Origin of the sequence: Pseudomonas sp. KBS0710 (assembly GCF_005938045.2) — a bacterium.
Classification (GTDB): Bacteria; Pseudomonadota; Gammaproteobacteria; order Pseudomonadales; family Pseudomonadaceae; genus Aquipseudomonas.
In genome coordinates this window covers 5385728-5407661 of the sequence record NZ_VCCF02000001.1, presented here as the reverse complement: position 1 = coordinate 5407661, position 21934 = coordinate 5385728, and the positions used below count along the sequence as shown (strand labels likewise).

Below are 21934 nucleotides of genomic sequence, written 5' to 3'. Positions count from 1 at the left end.
TCCACATTTTCAATCCGCGTCATCCAGATATTTGAGCGCAAACCGCTCAGTCGCCTGCCGCGCCGGTAGCAACAGGTGCGGCGCTACCAGCATCATGATCTGGTACACCACCACCCGCACCTCGCCCTCGCGGTCGAGAATCCGCTGGTAGTCCAGGGAAAACAGCAGGGTCATGGTGATCTGTTCCACCAATTGCCCCAATGCCTGTGTATCGCTGACCAACTGCCCCGCCGCCTTCAAGCGCGCAAGCAGCGAAGCCAGGGTGCGTTTGAGCGCCGTGAGCAAGTTGCGAATGCCCTTGGCCAGCTTGGGCAGGCGCCCGGCCAGGTTCGACAGGTCCTGGAACAGGAACCGGTAATGGGCCATGCGCTCAATGATCAGGTGCAGGAACAGCCAGTAATCTTCAGGTTTGAGCTGCGCATCCGCCGGCGGGTCGAGCAGCGGCGCCAGTTCATTCTGGAAACGCTCGAACAACCCGAGCACCAACGGCTCCTTGCCATGGAAGTGGTAGTAGAGGTTGCCGGGGCTGATCCCCATTTCATTCGCCACTTCCATGGTCGACACGTTCGGCTCGCCCTTGTGGTTGAACAACTGCAGGGCACATTCAAGGATACGGTCGCGGGTCTTCATCCAGTCTTCTTAATCTGATCGTTGAGCTCAGCGCACCCGCACGTAAGTGCCCGGCGCCGCTTCCATCGGTGGGTAATTCTGGTTGCCCAGGGCGGTGAGGGTTTCGCGTTGCACGCCCGAACGTTGCTGGATCCACGCCAGCCATTGCGGCCACCAGCTGCCTTCGACGTGGCTGGCGTCGTAGTACCAGGCACGCGGGTCGCTGCTCAGCTTGGGGTTCTCGACGTAGTTGGCCTTGGGGTTGCCCGGCGGGTTGAGGATGCTCTGGATATGCCCGCTGTTGGACAGTACAAAGCGCCGCTCGCCGCCCAGCAGTTGCGTGGAGCGGTACACCGCGTCCCACGGCGTGATGTGGTCGTTGATGCCGGCCACGCTGAAACTGTCCACGGTGACTTTTTGCAGGTCGATAGGCGTGCCGCACACCTCCAGGCCGCCCGGGTGGCTGAGTGGGTTGTGCTTGAAGAAGTCCAGCAGGTCGCCATGCAACGCGGCGGGCAGGCGCGTGTTGTCGTTGTTCCAGTAGAGGATGTCGAACGCCGGCGGCTCTTTGCCAAGCAGGTAGTTATTGATCCAGTAGTTCCAGATCAGGTCGTTGGGGCGCATCCAGGCGAAGACCTTGGCCATGTCGCGGCCGTCGAGTACACCTTGCTGGTAGGAGCGGCGCTTGGCGGCTTCGAGGGTCTGTTCATCGGCAAACAAGGTGGCGGGGCTGTCGATCTGGCTGTCCAGCAGGCTCACCAGGTAGCTGGCGCTGGAGATTCGCCGCAGCTGGCGCTTGGCTTGCAGGTGGCCTTGCAGCGCGGCGATGGTCAGGCCACCGGCGCAGGCGCCCATCAGGTTGACCTCACGGGCACCGGTGATTGCCCGGCACACATTCAGCGCTTCTTCCAGTGCCGCCACATAGGTGGACAGGCCCCATTCGCGGTGACGTACATCGGGATTACGCCAGCTGACCATAAAAGTCTGCAGGCCGTTTTTGAGGGCGTATTGCACAAAGCTGTTGGCGGGGCTGAGGTCGAAGATGTAGTACTTGTTGATTTGCGGCGGCACGATCAACAACGGCTTGGCGTACTGCTTTTCGCTCATGGGCTTGTATTGGATCAGCTCCAGCAGCTCGTTGCGAAACACCACGGCCCCCGGCGTGGTTGCCACCGTTTTGCCCACTTCAAAAGCGTGTTTGTTGACCTGGCTGGGCAGGCCGTTGTTGTGCAACAAGTCGTTAAACAAATTGCTCACGCCGCGCACCACACTGTTGCCGCCGGAGTTGAGCAGCTCCTTGATGGCCAGCGGGTTGAGCAAGGTGTTGGAGGGCGAGACGGCATCGTTGATCAGCGAGAAGGCGAAGTGTGCACGGGCGCGGTCATCGGCGCTCATCGAGCTGTCGTCGATCCAGTGACGGGTCTGCTTCTGCCAGCTCAAATAGGCTTGCAGGCTGCGCCGGTACAGCGGATTAAGCGCCCAGGTGGGATCGGCGAAGCGGTTGTCGGCGGGGTTGGGGGCATGCACAGTTTCACCCAGCAGCACGCGGCCGAGTTGGCCGCCCAAGGCCAGGGCGTGCCGAGCGGTGTACAACGGGTTGCGCAAGCCATGGTTGGCGACGCTGCGCAGGGTCGCCAGCAAATCCCGGCCCCGCAGGCCACTGATCGCATTTTGCGCGTTGATAAACGCGGCTGGGGTGGGCGCCGGGTTCGTCACGGGTCTTTCTCGCATGAGCCAACACTCCTTCGTCAAGCCATCAACAGGCACGCCAATTCAGAACCATAGTCGGTTCCTGGCAAGTTGCGCGGCGGCGTAGTCCTTACACCGCTGGTCGTGGGTGAATCACCGCACGCAGGCGCTCCTCTTCAAGAAACTTCATGATGATCGGCGCCACAGCTTCGGCGCGGGTGATCAGGAACAAGTGGCCATCATCGATGATGTGCAACTGTGCGTTGGGAATGCGCCAGGCGAGCATGCGCATATTGATCAGCGGGATCAGCGGGTCGTCGTCGCCCGCCAGCACCAGGGTCGGTTGGCGGATCTTGTGCAGCCAGTGAATGCTGGTCCAGCCAAGGCCGGCAAACAGCTGCCAGTAATAACCGAGCTTGCCCGCCGAGCGCACTTTGCTGGCGTGTTCGGCGGCCAGTTTGGAATCGCGGCGGAACGAGCCGCCATAAATCATCGGTGCAATGCGCACCACGTGAGACGGCTGGATGTAGCGCCTGGGGCTTGCCATCAGCCACAGCACCTTGGGTTTGCCCGGCACCATAAAGGCTCCGGCCGCCGTGGCCGCCAGGATCAGTTTTTTGCAGCGTTCGGGGTAGTCATAGGCAAACTGCTGCGCCAACGCGCCGCCCCAGGACACTCCCACCGCATTCACCTGGCCATAGTCCAGGTAATCGAGCATGCGTGCGGTGAGTTTGGCCAAACCGGGAAAGCGATAGGGCACGCTGGGCGTTGAGGAACCCCCCACACCTGGCACATCGAAGGCGATCACTTCCAGGTCCGGGTCCAGCGCCTGGACGAACGGAAACACCAGCTCCAGGTTGGCGCCGATGCCGTTGAAGATCAGCAACGGCGTCAAGTGCGGCTTGCCCGGGCGTACCGCCGTACGGATGGTCTGGCCATCCAGGTCGATGGTACGGAAGATGAACGGTTGCGGCATGCTCAAGCCCTGTGAAGTGGCGCTATTTGTCTGGAAGAACTCGGTTCATGTGGGAGCTGGCTTGCCTGCGATAGCCATCTGTCAGTTAGCTCATCATCTAACTGGCTCACCGCTATCGCAGGCAAGCCAGCTCCCACATTGATCGTATTTCTACCGCAAAATCTGCTTATCGTTCGTGCACATAAGTACCCGGTGCCGCCTCAGCTGCGGCATAGGCTTTGTTACCCAGGCTTGTAGGGGCTTTCTTGAGTTTGCCCGCCCGCTCTGCCTGCCACGCCTGCCAGTGCAGCCACCAGGAGTCAGTATGCTTGGTGGCATTCTCCTGCCACTCCAGCGGCTTGCCGGCCAAACCATCGCTGGTCTGGTAACGCGCCTTGGGGTTGCCTGGCGGGTTGAGGATGCTCTGGATATGCCCACTGCTGGACAGCACAAATTCCACTTTGCCACCAAACAACTGCGCCGACTTGTAGCACGACTGCCACGGCGTGATGTGGTCGTTGGTGCCGGCCAGGGAATAGATATCGGCGGTCACCTGCTTGAGGTCGATCGGCGTACCGCACACTTCCAGGGCATTGGCGCGTACCAGCGGGTTGTTCTTGAACAGCTCAATCAAATCGCCATGGAAGGCGGCCGGCAGGCGCGTGGTGTCGTTGTTCCAGAACAGGATGTCGAACACCGGCGGCTCGTTGCCAAGCAAGTAGTTATTGACCCAGTAGTTCCAGATCAAGTCGTTGGGGCGCATCCAGGCAAACACTTTGGCCATGTCACGGCCTTCCAGCACGCCGGCCTGGTAGGAGTGGCGCTTGGCCGCCTCCAGGGTCTGTTCGTCGACGAACAGCGCCACCTGGGTGTCCAGTGTGGTGTCCAGCACACTCACCAGCAGGGTCAGGGCGTTGACCTTCTTCTCGCCCAGCGCCGCGTAGTGGCCCAGCAGCGCGGTGCAGGTGATACCACCGGAGCAGGCGCCGAGCATGTTCACGTCTTTGCTGCCGGTAATCGCCGTGACCACATCCACCGCTTCCTTGAGCGCCTCGATATAGGTCGACAGGCCCCACTCGCGTTGCGCCTTGGTCGGGTTGCGCCAGCTGACGATAAACGTCTGCTGGCCATTGCGCAGGCAGAAGCGCGCCAGGCTCTTTTCCGGGCACAAGTCGAATACATAGAATTTGTTGATCTGCGGCGGCACCACCAGCAGTGGGCGCTCGTGCACCTGCTCGGTGATGGGCTTGTACTGGATCAGCTCCAGCACGTCGTTACGAAAGACCACCGCGCCTTCGGTGGTGCCCAGGGTCTTGCCCACTTCAAAGGCGCCCATGTTCACTTGGCTGGGCATGCCGCCGTTGTGCACCATGTCTTTGGCTAAATGGGACAGGCCATCAAGCAGGCTTTTGCCGCCGGTTTCAAAGAAGCGTTTGACTGCCGCCGGGTTGGCCGCGCTGTTGGTCGGGGCCATGGCTTCGGTCATCAGGTTGATCACGAAGTGGCCTCGGCTGATGTCCTGTTCGGACAGGTTGCTGTCGCCGATCCAGTCGTGCAGTTCCTTGCGCCACGCCAGGTAGGTTTGCAGGTAGCGCTTGTAGAGCGGGTTCTGGCTCCACGCCGGGTCGTTGAAGCGACGGTCATCGCCTTCGGGGGCCAGTGCGGACTTGCCGAACATCACGTTCTTCAATTCCACGCCAAAATGCGCGACGTGTTTGACGCTGTGCAACGGTTGCTTGATGGCTTGGGTCAGCACCATCTTCGCTGAGGCCAATAAATCCTTTTTGCGTAACGCGATGATCGGGTTCAGCCCCAGGGTGTTTTCCGAGGCCTGGCGTTTCAAGTCATCGTTATTCTTGTTACTCATCTACGACGCTCCATTGTCCGAAAGACGAGTACCGGCGATTGCTGCGCACCCAATTTCGATACACGACACCAGCCTGGTACTGCGACTCGGGTGACCGTTGATACCGCATCGTCAAATGCAGGGAACTTGCCAGTTCCATTGGTTACCCGAGTTTAATTTTTTTCGCAAGCGGGCCAATCGTTGACCACGCGACAGGGCATTCAAGCAGATGAAATTAGAAAATGCCCTCTAAAGAGCAAGACACCCGAGTTAGAGCATCAGCCGCACGACCGACTCGCTCGGGTCGCGGGTTTTGCCGGCGGCTTTGAGTTCAGCGAGATACTCGGCCCATAAGTCTTCCTGGCGCACAGCCAACTGGTAGAGGTAGTCCCAGGTGAACAGTCCGCTGTCATGGCCGTCGTCGAAGGTCAATTTCAGTGCGTACTGGCCGGCCGGTTCAATTTTGATCAGCCGCACGTTGAGCTTGCCGAATTGCAGGATGGGTTTGCCGTGGCCCTGGACCTCGGCGGAAGGCGAGTGGGTGCGTAGCAGCTCAGCGGGGAGTTGGTAGACCTCGTCCGGCCCGTAGGTGAGGCCGAGGGTGTTGGAGGTTTTGTGCAGGTTTACAGCGGTGGGGAATTTCGACATTGGAGAACCGCCCAGAGATAGTCCTGAAGGAACCGGCTTAAAACTGTGGGAGCGGGCTTGCTCCCACATTAAAGCAAAGCGGCCCAGCTTAAGCTTTACAGGATATAACGAGACAGATCTTCGTTCTGCGCCAATTCGCCCAAGTGGCTATTCACGTACTCAGCATCAATCTTGATCGCTTCGCCATTCTGCAAGCCGGCCATGTCGCCCGCACTGAAGGACACTTCCTCCAGCAAGCGCTCAAGCAGGGTGTGCAGTCGACGGGCACCGATGTTCTCGGTCTTCTCGTTGACCTGCCAGGCAATCTCCGCCAGACGCTTGATGCCGTCCGGCTGGAACTCGATGCCCAAACCTTCGGTTTTCAGCAGTTCGCGGTATTGCTCGGTGAGCGAAGCATGCGGCTCGCTGAGGATGCGTTCGAAGTCGCCGGGGGTCAGCGCCTTGAGTTCCACGCGAATCGGCAGACGGCCTTGCAGCTCAGGCACCAGGTCGCTTGGCTTGCTCAGGTGGAACGCGCCGGAGGCGATAAACAGGATGTGGTCAGTCTTGACCATGCCCAGCTTGGTGTTCACGGTGCAGCCTTCGATCAGCGGCAGCAAGTCGCGCTGTACGCCCTCGCGGGACACATCGACGCCGCCGGAGTTGCCGCGCTTGGCCACCTTGTCGATTTCGTCGATAAACACAATACCGTGCTGCTCGACCGCTTCCAGGGCCTTGGCCTTGAGTTCTTCCTCATTCACCAGGCGCCCGGCTTCTTCGTCGCGCACCAGCTTCAGCGCGTCCTTCACCTTGAGCTTGCGGCTTTTCTTCTTGCCTTTGCCCATGTTGGCGAACAGGTTCTGCAACTGGCTGGTCATTTCTTCCATGCCAGGCGGTGCGGAGATATCGACGCCGGACACTTCGGCCACTTCGATCTCGATTTCCTTGTCATCCAGCTGGCCTTCACGCAGGCGCTTGCGGAACAGCTGACGGGTGTTGGAATCCGAGCTTGGCGCGGCGTCTTCGTTGAAACCCATGCGTGCCGGTGGCAGCAGGGCATCCAGAATGCGTTCTTCGGCGGCGTCTTCAGCGCGGTGGCTGACCTTGGTCACTTCCTGTTCGCGGAGCATCTTCAACGCGGCGTCGGCCAGGTCACGGATGATCGACTCAACGTCACGGCCTACGTAGCCTACTTCTGTGAACTTGGTGGCTTCGACCTTGATGAACGGGGCGTTGGCCAACTTGGCCAGGCGCCGGGCGATTTCGGTTTTACCCACGCCTGTCGGCCCGATCATCAGGATGTTCTTGGGCGTTACTTCAACGCGCAGTTCTTCGGGCAGTTGCATCCGGCGCCAGCGGTTACGCAGCGCAATGGCAACGGCGCGCTTGGCATCGTCCTGGCCGATGATATGGCGATTAAGTTCATGGACGATTTCGCGGGGAGTCATGGACATAGTGTTTGGCGGCCTCAAGCGGGAATAAGCCTACGGCTTACTCGGCGAGGTCCTGCTCCTCAATGGTGAAGTTGTGGTTGGTGAACACGCAGATATCGCCGGCGATACCCAAGGCAGTCTCAACGATTTCGCGGGCCGACAGGTCGGTTTTCTTCAACAGGGCGCTGGCTGCCGCCTGGGCGTAGCCGCCGCCGGAACCCATGGCGATCAGGCCGTGCTCGGGTTCAACCACATCGCCGTTACCGGTGATGATCAAGGATGCGTCTTTGTTGGCGACAGCCAACATGGCTTCCAGGCGGCTGAGGGAACGGTCGGTGCGCCATTCTTTGGCGAGTTCGACAGCGGCGCGAACGAGGTGGCCCTGGTGTTTTTCCAACTGGCCTTCGAAGCGTTCGAAGAGGGTGAAGGCGTCGGCAGTGGCGCCAGCGAAACCGGCGAGCACCTGGCCGTGGTACAGGCGACGCACTTTCTTGGCGTTGCCTTTCATCACGGTGTTGCCCAGTGAAACCTGGCCGTCGCCGCCCATGACAACTTTGCCGTGGCGACGTACTGAAACGATGGTGGTCAAGGGGAGAGTCTCCACGCAGCGGGGCGAAAATGCCCTGATGGATTCTCATATGGGGGTGGCGGGGGGGATTTCAACCGTAGGACGTGTGTGCGGACGAGTGGTGGTTATGTGTCGAACGCGGCCCCGAGAGCGCTGAAAATCAAATGTGGGAGCGGGCTTGCTCGCGAATGCAGTGTGCCAGTCGCCGGAAATAGTGACTGATCTACCGCATTCGCGAGCAAGCCCGCTCCCACATTGGTTAGGTTTTGGTTTTAAGTTAGCGACTCTGGCGTTGTTGTAACAACAAATTGCTAAAGCCTGCACCCGCCAGTTGCTTCTGCGCCACTGTCAGCTGTTCACGGTTGCTGAACGGCCCGACCAATACGCGATACCAGGTCGCGTCTTTGACCGTGCCAGACTCTACCGTCACCGACTGGCCCAACAGAATGATCTGCGCACGCACACGATCCGCATCCGCCTGTTTCGGGAACGAGCCCGCTTGCAGGAAGAACTTGGTCACCGGCGCCGCCTTGGTGGCCGCTACCGGTGGCGCTGGTGGCGGCGTAATCCCGGCCAGCGCAGCCTGGGCACGTGCAGTGTCGATTTTCGCCGCTTCCGCTGGCGTCACCGGTGTGGTTGGCACTTGCGGCGTCGGCAGGGTTTTCTCCGGCACGGCATCAGGCGGCACGATCACTTCCGATTCCGGCAGCAGCGTGTAGAAGTCGTATTTCGGCTTCACGGGTGCGGTCGGGCTTGGCGCTGTTTTATTGGCCTCGGCGATTTTCGTGGCCTTCTGCTGTTCTTGCTTGACCCGTTTGACGTCATCGCCCTTGCCAGGCTCCAGCTTCATCAGGATCACCACAAACGCGCCGACCGCCAGGCCGATAGCCATCCACAGCCAGCCCGGGATTGGTTTCTTCGCCGGTGCCTGATAGCGGCTGGCGCCGCGCTTGGGTGCAGGTTTTTTCTTGGCAGCCAACTTACATACGCTCCAGGGTTTCCAGGCCTAACAGTTCCAGGCCTTGCTTGAGGGTCCGTCCAGCCAGTGCGGCGAGGCGCAGGCGACTTTGCTTTTGGGCTTCGTCGTCTGCCGTGAGGATCGGGCAGTTCTCGTAGAAACTGGAGAACAGGCCGGCAACTTCGTACAAATACGTGCAGAGGATATGCGGCGTGCCTTTTTCGCCGACGCTGTTCAGCACTTCGCCGAACTGCGCCAGTTTGGCCGCCAGTTCCTGCTCGTGCGGGGCATCCAGCACGATCTGGCCTTCAACCTCGCTGAAGTCCTTGCCCAGCTTGCGGAATACACCGGCCACACGGGTGTAGGCGTACAGCAGGTACGGCGCGGTATTGCCTTCGAAGTTGAGCATCAGTTCGAAGTTGAAGCTGTAGTCGCTGGTGCGGTGCTTGGACAGGTCGGCGTACTTCACTGCGCCAATGCCCACTACGCGGGCGATGTTGCGCAGGTCGGCCTCGGCCAGCTCCGGGTTCTTTTCCTTCACCAGGCTGTAGGCACGTTCCTGGGCTTCGTTGAGCAGGTCGATCAGCTTCACGGTGCCGCCGTCGCGGGTCTTGAACGGGCGGCCATCGGCGCCGTTCATGGTGCCAAAACCCATGTGCTCCATGTGCATCGGGTGGGTGACGAAGCCTGCGCGGCGCGCCACTTCGAACACCTGCTGGAAGTGCAGGGCCTGGCGCTGGTCGACAAAGTACAGCGCGCGGTCGGCTTTGAGCACGCCGCTGCGGTAGCGTACGGCTGCCAGGTCGGTGGTGGCATAGAGGTAGCCGCCATCGGCCTTGACGATGATCACCGGCAGCGGCTCGCCGTCGGCGGTCTTGAATTCTTCGAGGAATACACACTGCGCGCCGTTGCTCTCAACCAGCAGGCCTGCGGCCTTGAGGTCGTTGACCACGTTGATCAGGTCGTCGTTGTAGGCGCTTTCGCCCATCACGTCGGCCATGGTCAGCTTCACGTTGAGCAGCTCGTAGATTTCCTGGCAGTGCGACAGCGAGATATCCCGGAAACGCGACCACAGAGCCAGGCATTCCGAGTCGCCGGCTTGCAACTTGACCACCAGGCCACGGGCGCGGTCGGCAAACTCTTCGGATTCGTCGAAGCGCTTTTTGGCGGCGCGGTAGAAGTTTTCCAGATCGGCCAGCTCGTTGCTGGTGATCGGGTTTTCCTGCAGATACGCCATCAGCATGCCGAACTGAGTGCCCCAGTCGCCCACGTGGTTCTGGCGGATCACGGTGTCGCCGAGAAACTCCAGCACCCGCGCCACGCCATCGCCAATGATGGTCGAACGCAAGTGGCCCACGTGCATCTCTTTGGCCAGGTTGGGCGCCGACAGGTCAATTGCCACACGCTCCACGGGGCCAGCCTTGCGCACGCCAATGTTGGCGTCGGCCAGGGCTGCGTCCAGGCGCGAAGCCAGGGCCTGGGTGTTCTGGAAGAAGTTGATAAAGCCCGGGCCGGCGATTTCGGCCTTGGTCACACTCTCGTCGGCCGGCAACGCAGCGATGATTTTCTCCGCCAGGTCGCGCGGTTTCATGCCGGCAGGCTTGGACAGCATCATCGCGATGTTGCTGGCGAAGTCACCGTGGGTCTTGTCGCGGGTGTTTTCCACCTGGATCGCCGGCGACAGGCCTTCAGGCAACACACCTTCGTTGACGAGTTGGGTGAGGGCTTGTTGGATCAACTGGCGAATGGTGTCTTTCATGGTGTTCTCTTTCGACCGCAAGCGGCGGCGCGCGATGCGCAGGTGGAAAAACTGGGCATTATCCGTGGCGAGGGCGGGCTTGCCAACCGTTCAGACAGGTTGGTAGACCTGCGGGCCTCATCGCGGGCAAGCCCGCTCCCACATTTTAATGGGTGAATACTTCTACATGTGTGGGTTGGCTTGGTATCAATACAGGTCCACTGGATCCACATCCAACGACCATCGCACTTGGCGGCCGCTGGGCATTTGCTCCAGAGCAAGCATCCAGCTACTTAATAGCCGATGCAGCGGTGCACGCGACGTTGCCTGCAAGAGTAGCTGAGCGCGATACCGTCCGGCGCGGCGCTCCATCGGTGCGGGCACCGGGCCGAGCAATTCGATGCCGGTCAGACCCAACTCGCCGAGCAAACGTTCGGCGGCGCTGCAGGCCTCGTCGAGAAAACTTTCGGCCTGCCCTGGCTTGTGCGCTTCGGCGCGCAACAGCGCCAAGTGTGCAAACGGCGGCAGGCCGGCGGAGCGGCGTTCGCTCAGGGCCTGTTCGGCGAAAGCGAAGTAGCCTTGTTCTGTCAGTTGAATCAATAGCGGATGGTCGGCCAAGTGCGTCTGGATAATCACTTTACCCGGTTCTTCGGCCCGCCCGGCACGGCCTGCCACCTGCACGATCAACTGCGCCATGCGTTCGCTGGCGCGGAAGTCGCCGGAGAACAAACCACCGTCGGCATCCAGGATCGACACCAACGTTACCCGTGGGAAGTGGTGCCCTTTGGCGAGCATCTGCGTGCCGATCAAGATGCACGGCTGGCCTTTCTGGATGGTCGCGAACAGCTGGTTCATCGCATCTTTGCGTGAGGTGCTGTCGCGGTCGACGCGCAGCACCGGGTAATCCGGGAACAGAATGCCGAGGCGCTCTTCGGCGCGCTCGGTGCCCGCACCCACGGGGCGCAAATCCACTTTGCCGCATTGTGGGCAATGGCGCGGCACGCGCTCCACATGGCCGCAGTGGTGGCAGCGCAGCTCGCCGTGGCGCTGGTGTACGGTCATGCGCGCATCACAGCGGTTGCACTCGGACATCCAGCCGCAGTCATGGCATAGCAGTGTCGGCGCAAAGCCTCGGCGGTTAAGAAACACCAGCACTTGCTGGCCGGCAGCGAGGGTCTGGCCGATGGCTTGCTGCATCGGCCCGGAAATGCCGCTGTCCAGCGGGCGACTTTTTACATCCAGGCGCAGGAAGCGCGGTTGCTTGGCGCCGCCTGCGCGCTCGTTGAGGCGCAGCAGTCCATAACGGCCGGTGTAGGCGTTGTGCAAACTTTCCAGCGAAGGCGTGGCCGAACCCAGCACAATCGGGATGTCTTCCTGGCGCGCGCGCACCAGGGCCAAGTCGCGGGCGTGGTAGCGCAGGCCTTCCTGCTGTTTATAAGAGCCGTCGTGCTCTTCGTCGATGATGATCAGCCCGGGGTTTTTCATCGGCGTGAACAGTGCCGAGCGAGTGCCGATGATAATGTCGGCATCGCCGTCCCGAGCTGCCAGCCACGATTCCAGGCGCTCGCGGTCATTGACCGCCGAATGCACCAGCGCAATGCGCGCGTTAAAGCGCTGCTCGAAACGCGCCAGGGTTTGCGGGCCCAGGTTGATCTCCGGGATCAGCACCAGCGCCTGTTTGCCGGCCTGCAGGGTTTCGCGGATGAGCTGCAAATAAACTTCGGTCTTGCCGCTGCCGGTGACACCGGCCAGCAGGAAGGCGTGGAAACTGTCGAAACCTGCGCGAATGGCTTCATAGGCGGCGCGTTGCTCAGGGTTCAGCGGTAATTCTGGCTGGGCCAGCCAATGGTCGTGGCGCGGGTCTGGCGTGTGTTTGCGGATTTCTACCTGCACCAAGCCCTTGGCCAGCAGCAGATCGAGGCTGTCCTTGCTCAGCATCAATTTGCTTAAGAGCTGGTGGGCCACACCGTGCGGGTGCTGGGCGAGTGTGGCCAAGGCTTCACGCTGGCGCGGGGCGCGGGCGATGCGCGGGTCATCCAGGCGCGCGCCGGGTACCGTTGACCAAAAACGTTCCTGACGGGCCTCGGCCAGCTCGCCCTGGCGCAGCAGCACCGGCAGCGCCCAGCTCAAGGTATCGCCGAGGCTGTGCTGGTAATACTGGGCGGTCCACAGGCACAGCTTGAACAGCGGGGGCGGCAGTGGCGGCGTGGCGTCGAGGATGGCCAGGGCTGGTTTTAGCTTTTCGGCTGGGACTTCGCTGTGGTCGGCCACCTCGATCAGGATGCCGATCATCTCGCGACGGCCAAACGGCACGCGCACACGCATGCCCGGCTGCAACTGCGCCCGCAACACACCGGCCGGGGCCCGGTAGTCGAACAGGCGGCGCAGGGGCGAGGGCAGGGCAAGGCGCAAAATGGCGTCGGGCACGCGGGGGGTCTCATATAAAGGCAGGCGGTGGCGCAGGGGCGGGAGCCTAGCAGACAGGGGCAGCCTTGGGTATGCCGAGGTTTTTCTGATGAAAGGGGCTTTTATGTGGGTAAACCACGGGAGGCGCCGCTTGCGCGTTTAAAAAGGTCTGGTAGAATCCGCGGCCTAATTACGTGCGGTATTCGACAATAGTGTCGAGTGGCGGCACGCTAGCCCGAGGAAGTCACCATGAAAGCCGATATCCATCCAGCGTACGAAGTCATCGACGTAACTTGCAGCTGCGGCAACAAGTTCCAGACCCGTTCGAACCTGTGCAAGCCACTGGGTACTGACGTATGCAACGAGTGCCACCCGTTCTACACCGGTAAGCAGAAAACTCTGGACACCGGCGGCCGTGTACAGCGCTTCGCAGATCGCTTTGGTGCTTTCGGCAAGAAGCCTGCTGCTACTCCAGCAGAGTAAGGCTCAAAAGCCTTTCAGGCTTTTGCCAGCTGTTGAAAAAGGCGCCCCTTGTGGGCGCCTTTTTTGTACCTGCGATTTCACCGCGCTGCACTCAAAGCAATTTTTAATAAAAAATTGTAGACATTTTTTATCTCGATTGTGAACAGTTAAGCCCTTGTATCCCGTGGCTCTTGGCCGAAAGTCGTAGTGCGCGGCCCTTGACGGGAGTGACTGGTCAGTCTTGTGGGGACTTTCTCACACGCGTATCCTCGGCGGTCCGTCGACCAACAGTAAAAGCGGAATGCCGATATGTCTGATTTGAAAACTGCCGCTCTCGAATATCATGCTCATCCTCGTCCAGGAAAGCTGAGTGTAGAGCTCACCAAAGCCACTGCCACCGCTCGCGACCTGTCGCTGGCCTACAGCCCTGGCGTTGCCGAGCCCGTACGTGAAATCGCCCGCGACCCTGAACTGGCGTACAAGTACACCGGCAAAGGCAACCTGGTTGCAGTGATTTCCGATGGCACCGCGATTCTCGGCCTGGGCAACCTCGGCCCGTTGGCTTCCAAGCCAGTCATGGAAGGTAAAGGCGTGCTGTTCAAGCGCTTTGCCGGCATTGACGTTTTCGACATCGAAGTCGACTCCGAAAGCCCGCAAGCTTTCATCGACACCGTAAAGCGCATTTCCATCACCTTCGGTGGCATCAACCTGGAAGACATCAAGGCACCTGAGTGCTTCGAGATCGAAAAGGCCCTGATCGAACAGTGCGACATCCCGGTATTCCACGATGACCAGCACGGCACCGCAATCGTTACTGCGGCCGGCATGATCAACGCCCTGGAAATCGCCGGCAAAACCCTGGCTGACGCACAGATCGTCTGCCTGGGCGCTGGCGCTGCAGCCATCTCCTGCATGAAGTTGCTGGTGAGCATGGGCGCCCGGCTTGAAAACATCTTCATGGTCGACAGCAAGGGCGTTGTGCAGTCCGAGCGTACCGACCTGAACCAGTACAAGGCGATGTTTGCCCACGCTACCGACAAGCGCACCCTGGCTGACGCCCTCGACGGTGCCGACGTGTTCGTCGGCCTGTCCGGCCCGAACCTGCTGAGCGCCGAAGGCCTCAAGTCCATGGCGGCCAACCCGATCGTGTTCGCCTGCTCCAACCCGGACCCAGAGATCTCGCCTGAGCTGGCCCACGCCACTCGCAGTGACGTGATCATGGCCACCGGCCGCTCGGACTACCCGAACCAGGTCAACAACGTGTTGGGCTTCCCGTTCATCTTCCGTGGTGCCCTGGACGTTCGCGCCAAGCGCATCAACGAAGAGATGAAAGTGGCTGCCGCCAACGCCCTGCGCGAACTGGCCAAGCTGCCGGTACCTCAGGACGTGTGCGATGCCTACGGTGGTGCCCCGCTGGCATTCGGTCGTGAGTACATCATTCCGAAACCAATGGATAAGCGCCTGATCACCCTGATCTCCGATGCCGTGGCCAAAGCCGCGATCGAGACCGGTGTGGCTACCCTGCCGTATCCGAAGCACTACCCGCTGCAAAGCGTGGATGATGTGTTCAACGGCTAAGCCGTTGTAGCGCACCAACAAAAAGCCCCGGCTCTTGCGAGTCGGGGCTTTTTTGTAGCTGGCTGATGCGGCCTTCAGGCGCCAGGTAAACCCTGTGGGAGCCGGGCTTGCCCGCGATGGCGGTGTATCAGGGGATAAGTCAGTGGCTGATACACCGCCATCGCAGGCAAGCCAGCTCCCACAGTGGAGCTGGGTCATGCCATTGATTTCATCAGAACAAATCGATCGGCGCCGCCTCATCTGCCGGCAGTGGGCTGCCCGGTACAACGCCGTTGCCCAGCTCGTTGACCGACGGCGGCGTGTCTTCGCTCTTGAACAGCTCGAAGTACGCATTCGGCGTGCTAGGTGATGCCGCACGGCCGCTGACCGGGTCGATCCGCAGGCTGAGGATGCCTTCCGGCTCAGCCTGGGTGTGCAGCGGCTTGTCTTTCAAGGCTGCGCCCATGTAGCTCATCCAGATCGGCAGTGCGACGGTGCCGCCAAACTCGCGACGGCCCAGGCTTTCCGGTTGGTCGTAGCCGGTCCATACGGTAGTCACGTAGTCGGCGTTGTAGCCGGAGAACCAGGCGTCCTTGGATTCGTTGGTGGTACCGGTCTTGCCGGCGATATCTGCGCGGCCCAAGGCCAGTGCGCGACGCCCGGTGCCTTTCTTGATCACGTCTTCCAGGATGCTGTTGAGGATGTAGGTAGTACGGCCATCCACCACACGTTCGGCCACTGCTGGCGCCTGTGGCTCGGTGGGCACGGCAGCATTGGTGGCCGGTGCTGCGCCTGGCGTCGGCTCAATAGTGATGCCGCCGTTGGTCGGCGCTGCGATGCCATCGGGTGCAGCCACACCGTTGACCACGTCACCCGGCACGCGTGGCGGGTTGGCGGTGAACAGTGTGTCGCCATTGCGGCTCTCGATCTTGTCGATCAAGTACGGCGTGATCTTGTAACCGCCGTTGGCAAAAGTGCTCCAGCCGGTGGCGATTTCCATCGGCGTGAGGGTCGCGGTGCCCAGCGCCAGTGACAGGTTGGGTGGCAGATCCGACTTGGCGAAACCGAAGCGCGTCATGTAGTCGATGGTCTTGCCCACGCCCATCGCCTGCAGCAGGCGGATCGATACCAGGTTACGCGACTTGTACAGCGCCTCGCGGATGCGGATCGGGCCGAGGAAGGTGTTGGTGTCGTTCTTCGGGCGCCAAACCTTGTCCAGGTACTCATCGACAAACACGATTGGCGCGTCGTTGACCAGGCTGGCGGCGGTGTAGCCGTTGTCCAGTGCAGCGCTGTAGACGAACGGCTTGAAGCTCGAGCCCGGCTGGCGCTTGGCCTGGGTGGCGCGGTTGTAGTTGCTCTGCTCGAAGGCGAAGCCGCCGACCAAGGCGCGGATCGCACCGTTCTGCGGGTCCAGGGACACCAGAGCGCCCTGGGCCACAGGCACCTGGCTGAATTTCAGGCTGTCGTCTTTCTGACGTTGCACGCGGATCAAGTCACCCACCTGTGCCACGTCCGACGGCTGCTTGGGCATCGGGCCCATGCTGTTGGTGTTCAGGAACGGGCGTGCCCATTTCATGCTGTCCCACGACACATGGCCTTCGCCGCTGCGGGTGAGCACTTGCACGCCATCCTTCTTCACCTGGGTGACGATGGCGGGTTCCAGGCCGCTGATCGGGCGCTGTTTACCCAGCTCGGTGGTCCAGGCGCTCAGGGTTTTGCCTGGCAGGCGCGATTCGGGGCCACGGTAGCCATGGCGCTGGTCGTAGGTCACCAAGCCGTCGCGTACCGAGTTGTTGGCAATTTCCTGCAGGTTGCTCGGAATGGTGGTGGTTACGCGGAAGCCTTCGGTGTAGGCCTCGCTGCCATAACGCCCGACCATCTCGGCACGCGCCATTTCAGCGATATACGGGGCATTCACTTCCGGCGTCGGCACGTGGTAGCTGGCGTTCAGCGGCTCGGCGACAGCGCTTTCATAGGCGGCCTGGTCGATTTTGCCCAACTTGTACATGCGCCCCAGGATCCAGTCGCGACGCTCCTTGCTGCGCGCCGGGTTGGCCAGCGGATTGAAACGCGACGGCGCCTTGGGCAGGCCGGCGATCATTGCCATTTGCGCCAGGCTGGCGTCACGAATCGACTTGCCGTAGTACACCTGCGAAGCGGCCTCGATCCCGTAGGCGCGGTTGCCCAGGTAGATCTTGTTCACGTACAGCTCAAGGATTTCGTCCTTGGTCAGCTGACGTTCGATCTGCAACGCCAACAGAATCTCGGTGGCCTTGCGCGAAAAGCTGCGTTCGCTGGTGAGGAAGAAGTTCTTCGCCACCTGCATGGTGATGGTGCTGCCACCGGATTGAATGTGCCCGCTTTTTACCAACTGGGTGGCTGCGCGCACCAGGCTGCTCGGGTCGACGCCGTAGTGGTTGGCGAAATTATCGTCTTCAGCCGAGAGCAGGGCGTTGATGAAATTGGGTGGAATGTCGGCGAAACGGATCGGTGTGCGGCGCATTTCGCCGAACTCCGCGATCAGTTTTTCATCGCTGCTGTAGACCCGCAAAGGAATCTGCAACTGGATACTTCTGAGTGCCTCTACTGAGGGCAAACCCGGACTAAGGTAGAGGTAGGCCCCGCTGAGTACGAGCAGCAGCCCGCAGACGATCGCGACAATGGAGTACCCGAAAAACTTCAGCAGACGAATCAAGGCTTTTGGATTTCCAGAGAAAAGAATGAGTTACGCGTCGGGGCATGCATGGCAAACGATGGATCGACCCGAGCAGCAGGAAAAAGCGGGAAAAAACGCTGGGCATTAAAGCATTTTCGGCCTGGGGCGTCATTCGTGGCGGCCAAACAAGTCGACCGAATGCACGATTCCCAGCGGCAATCAGGCGGTATGACAGGCAAAGTTTTAGGGAGTTTTATGAGAAAGGGATTTTTCAGGCGCAAAGCCGACACCCTGCTGGGCGTCGACATCAATGACACCGGTATCAAGCTGATTGAATTGGACCACAGCGCCGGCGCCTACAGCGTCAAGGCATACGTCACGCAGGGGCTGCCCGCCAACGCGGTCGTCGATGGCACGCTGTTGGACCTTGAACGGGTGGGGCAGGCGCTGCAACAGGCATTGTCTCGGTTGCACACGTCTGCTCGACAAGCAGCGGTGGCGGTGTCGGGCCCATCGGTCATCACGCGGGTGATCGACCTGGAGGCGGGGCTCAGCGATGAAGAGATGGCCTGGATGATTCAGATGGAAGCCGACCAGTACATTCCTTACCCACTGGATGACGTCGCCATCGATTTTCAGGTGCGCGGCCCTTCGCCTCAAGACTCGGCGCGGGTCGAAGTGGTGCTGGCTGCATGCCTGAAGGAACAGGTCGAGGCCCGCGCAGCGGTTTTGGCCCTGGCCGGGCTGGTCGCGCGGGTGGTGGACGTCGAAGGGTTTGCATTGGAGCGCGCTTGCCGTCAGGATTTCGCCAGCTTCATGCCGGGCCATCGAGTCGATGGCGCACAATGGGCCGTGGATGCTCACGGGATGGGAATTGCTTGTGGGCTGGCCCTGAGGAGTTTCGCTGGATGACACGAATCAATCTTTTGCCTTGGCGCCAAGCGCAGGCAGAGCGGCGGTGTAAGTACTTCCTGGTGTTTCTGCTGGCGTTCGCCGCAGTCGCACTCGCAGCGGTGTGGCTGGCGGATCAGGTCATCGATCAGGCGATCGACCGGCAAGTGACGCGCAATAGCCACCTGAACAAAGACGTCGCCATTCAGGACTCGCGGCTCAAGACCATTGATGACTTGCAGGAGCAGAGCCAGCAGTTGGCCGCGCGTATGAAGGTCGTGCAGGACCTGCACGAATCCCGCTCGGCCAGCGCACAGCTATTGGACCAACTCGCCCGTGCCGTGCCTGATGGCGTGCACCTGCATGAGGTGGTTGCCAAGGGCAATACGGTGAGTGTCAGTGGCAGTGCCGAATCCAGCCAGGATATCGCCCAACTGATGCGCCGCCTGGAGGCTTCTGAAGGCGCGCATGCCACTCGATTGCAGCATGTACGTGCGCAGGGCCAAGGTGGCGGCAGCGAATTCCAATTGATGGTGCGCCAAGGGGAATCCACCGAGGCCCAGCCTTGAGCCTGCCCAGGCTCGACTTTTCCACGCTCTCTCACAACGCTGCTAAATGGCCCTTGCCGGGCAAGGTTCTGCTCGGCTGCGCGCTGGCGGGGCTGGTGTGGGTGGTGGGCGATGGATGGCTGCTGGCCCCGGCACGTGAGCGGCTGAACGCGCTGCAAGTGCAGACGCTGGCTTTGCAGGAGAAACTTACGCAAAGGGCCGGTGTGGCCGCCGATCTTGAGGCGCGTGCCCATCAGGCCCGGCGGATGCAGGCGCAGGTTGCCGGGCTTTTACGGCAGTTGCCGAGCGAGTCGGACATGCCGGGTTTACTCGAAGACATGGCGCGGCTGGCGGCGGCCAACGGCTTGGTGGTCGAAGGTGTCACGGTGTTGAGCGAACAGCCGCAGCCGTTCTACATCGAGGAGCCGGTACAGGTCGGTGTGTTTGGCGCCTACCACGACCTGGCGAGCTTCGTGAGTGCCTTGGGCGGTTTGCCGCGGATCGTCACTGTGCAGGATGTGGTGCTTCGCTCTGATGGAGCGTTATTGCGCCTTGATTTGCTGGCCAAGACTTATCGTGGCCTGGGCGCGTCTGGCCAGCCTGAGCCGGTAGCCGAGCAGGGCGCACGTTTTGTCTACGACGCGGCAGCCCTGCGTGATCCGTTCCAGCCGCCCACCGCGCAGATCGATCACCGGCCTGGCCGGCCCGCGCTTGCGCCGGACCTGGCACGCAAGCGGGGTAGGTTGGAAAGCCTGGCTGTCGATCAGTTTGAAATGGTGGGCACACTTTCAATCAATACATTGCCCGGTAGCCCGCAGACCTTCGCCCTGCTGCGCGCACCTTCGGGTGTGTACCGGCTGGCGGTCGGCGACTACCTGGGGCCTAACCATGGCCGGGTCACGGCCATTTTTCCCAGCCACATCGAACTGGCCGAGCTATTCCCGGATGAACAAGGCGTCCCGGATGAACAAGGCGCATGGCTCGCGCGTTCTCGAACCCTGGTGTTAAACGTCAACTCATAACGGAATCAAACAATGAAAAGGACTTTCTCGTCCTTCGGTGTGGCGCTATGGATAGCGTTCACGGCACCGATGGCATTTGCTGTGCCCAATCGCGTCGATCTGATCCAGCTGCCGCCTCCCGGCAGCATGGTTGCAAGTGGCGCCTACAGCGGCGACAAGCTCACCCTCAACTTCCAGAACATCGATTTGCGCGCCGTCTTGCAGCAGATAGCGGATGTGGCCGGGCTTAATCTGGTGGCCAGTGACGAAGTGCAAGGCTCGATCACGTTGCGTCTCAAGGACGTGCCCTGGGATCAGGCGCTGGATCTGGTACTGCAAACCAAAGGCTTGGACAAACGGGTGAAGGCTGGTGTTTTGCTGGTGGCACCCGCCGAAGAACTGGCCGCTCGCGAACTGCTGGCGCTGGAGTCGCTCAAGCAAATGGAGGAGCTGGCGCCCTTGCGTCGCGAGTTACTGCAGGTCAATTACGCCAAGGCAGCGGACCTGGCCAAGCTGTTTCAGTCGGTGACCGGCGTTGACGGCTTTACCGATGAGCGCGGCTCGGTGGCGGTGGATGATCGCACCAACAACATCATCGCCTACCAGACCCGCGAGCGAATTGACGAGCTGCGGCGCATCGTGGCGCAGCTGGATGTGCCGGTACGCCAGGTCATGATCGAGGCGCGGATCGTCGAAGCCAATGTCGACTACGACAAAAGCCTGGGCGTGCGCTGGGGCGGGCGGCTCAATCGCGGCAACTGGGGGGCGGGCGGTATCAGCAAGCCGCTGGCCGAGGGTGCGGAGCCACCGGCGAATCCGCCCAGCTCACCGTTTGTCGACATGGGCTCGCTGACAGGTACGGCGGGCCTGGGCATTGCTTTTATTACCGACAACCTGTTGCTGGACCTGGAACTGACAGCCATGGAAAAAACCGGCAATGGCGAGATCGTCTCACAGCCCAAGGTGGTCACTTCCGACAAGGAAACCGCGCGCATCCTCAAGGGCACCGAGATTCCTTACCAGGAATCCAGCTCGCGTGGTGCCACCTCTGTGTCGTTCAAGGAGGCCTCGCTGTCGCTGGAGGTGACCCCGCAAATCACCCCGGATGGCTGGGTGATCATGGAGGTCAAGGTCACCAAGGACGAGCCTGACTACCTGAACAAGCTCAACGATGTACCGCCGATCAAGAAAAACGAGGTCAACGCCAAGGTGCGGGTCAAGGATGGCGAGACCATCGTCATTGGCGGGGTTTTCTCCAATACCCAAAGCAAAGTGGTAGATAAAGTGCCATTTTTGGGCGATGTGCCGTATCTTGGCCGCCTTTTCCGGCGCGATGTGCTGGCGGAGAAAAAATCCGAGCTGCTGGTATTCCTGACTCCGCGTATTATGAATAACCAGGCGATTGCTGTGAGTCGTTGATTCTGTGCGAAATTTGATTCTTGTAGGACCGATGGGGGCTGGAAAAAGCACCATCGGCCGTTTGCTGGCCAAAGAGCTGCGCCTGCCGTTCAAAGATTCCGACAAGGAAATTGAATTGCGCACGGGTGCCAATATCCCATGGATCTTCGATAAGGAAGGCGAACTGGGCTTTCGCGACCGCGAGCAGGCGATGATTGCCGAGCTGTGCGGCTGCGATGGCGTGGTATTGGCCACCGGCGGCGGTGCAGTGATGCGCGATGAGAACCGCCGTGCGCTGCATGCCGGGGGGCGCGTGGTGTATCTGCATGCATCGGTCGAGCAGCAGGTGGGCCGTACCGCGCGCGACCGCAACCGCCCATTGCTGCGCACAGCTGACCCGGCAAAAACCTTGCGGGACCTGCTGACGCTGCGCGATCCGCTGTATCGGGAAATCGCCGATCTGGTGGTTGAAACCGATGAGCGGCCGCCTCGAATGGTGGTTCTCGACATTCTTGAGCGTTTGCAGCAGTTGCCACCCCGTTAAAGCCAGGCCCGAAATGCGCTATTCTCGGCGGCGTGCCATCACCCT

Annotated in this window: 18 protein-coding genes; 7 read left to right on the top strand and 11 right to left on the bottom strand. The window is 60.9% G+C overall.

Annotated features, from left to right (window positions below; translation table 11 throughout):
• Positions 1–9: 9 nt before the first annotated feature.
• From FFI16_RS24730 to FFI16_RS24680, 10 genes are all read right to left on the bottom strand, one after another.
• Positions 10–630 carry a TetR/AcrR family transcriptional regulator gene (locus tag FFI16_RS24730; RefSeq protein WP_138817214.1) on the bottom strand — a complete coding sequence of 207 codons (621 nt, stop codon included), beginning with the start codon at positions 628–630 and terminating at the stop codon, positions 10–12.
• Positions 631–657: 27 nt separating this feature from the next.
• Positions 658–2340, bottom strand: a complete 1683-nt coding sequence (gene phaC, locus FFI16_RS24725; RefSeq protein WP_138817213.1) for a class II poly(R)-hydroxyalkanoic acid synthase — start codon at positions 2338–2340, stop codon at positions 658–660.
• An 88-nt stretch (positions 2341–2428) separates the two neighbouring features.
• Entirely contained in the window at positions 2429–3274 is an 846-nt protein-coding gene (gene phaZ / locus FFI16_RS24720; protein WP_017138580.1) for a poly(3-hydroxyalkanoate) depolymerase, read from the bottom strand.
• Between the two features lie 166 nt (positions 3275–3440).
• Positions 3441–5120 (bottom strand): class II poly(R)-hydroxyalkanoic acid synthase, encoded by a 1680-nt coding sequence (gene phaC / locus FFI16_RS24715; RefSeq protein ID WP_138817212.1) that lies wholly within the window; start codon positions 5118–5120, stop codon positions 3441–3443.
• 249 nt (positions 5121–5369) lie between these two features.
• On the bottom strand, positions 5370–5747 hold the full coding sequence (locus FFI16_RS24710; RefSeq protein ID WP_138817211.1) for a gamma-butyrobetaine hydroxylase-like domain-containing protein: 378 nt from the start codon (positions 5745–5747) through the stop codon (positions 5370–5372).
• A 95-nt stretch (positions 5748–5842) separates the two neighbouring features.
• Entirely contained in the window at positions 5843–7180 is a 1338-nt protein-coding gene (gene hslU, locus FFI16_RS24705) for an ATP-dependent protease ATPase subunit HslU (RefSeq protein WP_138817210.1), read from the bottom strand.
• Between the two features lie 37 nt (positions 7181–7217).
• On the bottom strand, positions 7218–7748 hold the full coding sequence (gene hslV, locus FFI16_RS24700) for an ATP-dependent protease subunit HslV (protein WP_010563201.1): 531 nt from the start codon (positions 7746–7748) through the stop codon (positions 7218–7220).
• A gap of 256 nt (positions 7749–8004) precedes the next feature.
• Positions 8005–8706 (bottom strand): SPOR domain-containing protein, encoded by a 702-nt coding sequence (locus FFI16_RS24690; protein WP_138817208.1) that lies wholly within the window; start codon positions 8704–8706, stop codon positions 8005–8007.
• Between the two features lies 1 nt (position 8707).
• Complete coding sequence (gene argS / locus FFI16_RS24685; protein ID WP_138817207.1) at positions 8708–10444, bottom strand: arginine--tRNA ligase; 1737 nt, start codon at positions 10442–10444, stop codon at positions 8708–8710.
• Positions 10445–10630: 186 nt separating this feature from the next.
• Positions 10631–12850, bottom strand: a complete 2220-nt coding sequence (locus FFI16_RS24680; RefSeq protein WP_138817206.1) for a primosomal protein N' — start codon at positions 12848–12850, stop codon at positions 10631–10633.
• A gap of 228 nt (positions 12851–13078) precedes the next feature.
• On the opposite strand from FFI16_RS24680, the gene rpmE reads away from it, so the two are divergent.
• Positions 13079–13312, top strand: coding sequence for a 50S ribosomal protein L31 (gene rpmE / locus FFI16_RS24675; RefSeq protein WP_122730465.1), 234 nt, complete (start codon positions 13079–13081; stop codon positions 13310–13312).
• A gap of 288 nt (positions 13313–13600) precedes the next feature.
• Entirely contained in the window at positions 13601–14869 is a 1269-nt protein-coding gene (locus tag FFI16_RS24670) for a malic enzyme-like NAD(P)-binding protein (protein WP_138817205.1), read from the top strand.
• Between the two features lie 211 nt (positions 14870–15080).
• Here the strand turns inward: FFI16_RS24670 and FFI16_RS24665 are convergent, their stop codons facing one another.
• Positions 15081–17543: a penicillin-binding protein 1A gene (locus FFI16_RS24665; protein WP_371923635.1), complete on the bottom strand. Its 2463-nt coding sequence runs from the start codon at positions 17541–17543 to the stop codon at positions 15081–15083.
• 219 nt (positions 17544–17762) lie between these two features.
• Here FFI16_RS24665 and pilM point away from each other — a divergent pair, with 219 nt between their 5' ends.
• The 5 genes from pilM to aroK all read left to right on the top strand — a co-directional run bounded on the left by pilM (position 17763) and on the right by aroK (position 21889).
• Positions 17763–18419 (top strand): type IV pilus biogenesis protein PilM, encoded by a 657-nt coding sequence (gene pilM / locus FFI16_RS24660; protein ID WP_138817203.1) that lies wholly within the window; start codon positions 17763–17765, stop codon positions 18417–18419.
• Positions 18416–18967 (top strand): PilN domain-containing protein, encoded by a 552-nt coding sequence (locus FFI16_RS24655; RefSeq protein ID WP_138817202.1) that lies wholly within the window; start codon positions 18416–18418, stop codon positions 18965–18967. Before pilM ends, FFI16_RS24655 begins: the two co-directional genes overlap by 4 nt.
• On the top strand, positions 18964–19968 hold the full coding sequence (locus FFI16_RS24650) for a pilus assembly protein PilP (protein WP_138817201.1): 1005 nt from the start codon (positions 18964–18966) through the stop codon (positions 19966–19968). The genes FFI16_RS24655 and FFI16_RS24650 overlap by 4 nt, the downstream gene beginning before the upstream one ends.
• Before the next feature lie 69 nt (positions 19969–20037).
• Positions 20038–21366 carry a type IV pilus secretin PilQ gene (locus FFI16_RS24645; RefSeq protein ID WP_138817458.1) on the top strand — a complete coding sequence of 443 codons (1329 nt, stop codon included), beginning with the start codon at positions 20038–20040 and terminating at the stop codon, positions 21364–21366.
• A 4-nt stretch (positions 21367–21370) separates the two neighbouring features.
• Positions 21371–21889, top strand: a complete 519-nt coding sequence (gene aroK, locus FFI16_RS24640; RefSeq protein ID WP_017138567.1) for a shikimate kinase AroK — start codon at positions 21371–21373, stop codon at positions 21887–21889.
• Positions 21890–21934 lie beyond the last annotated feature (45 nt).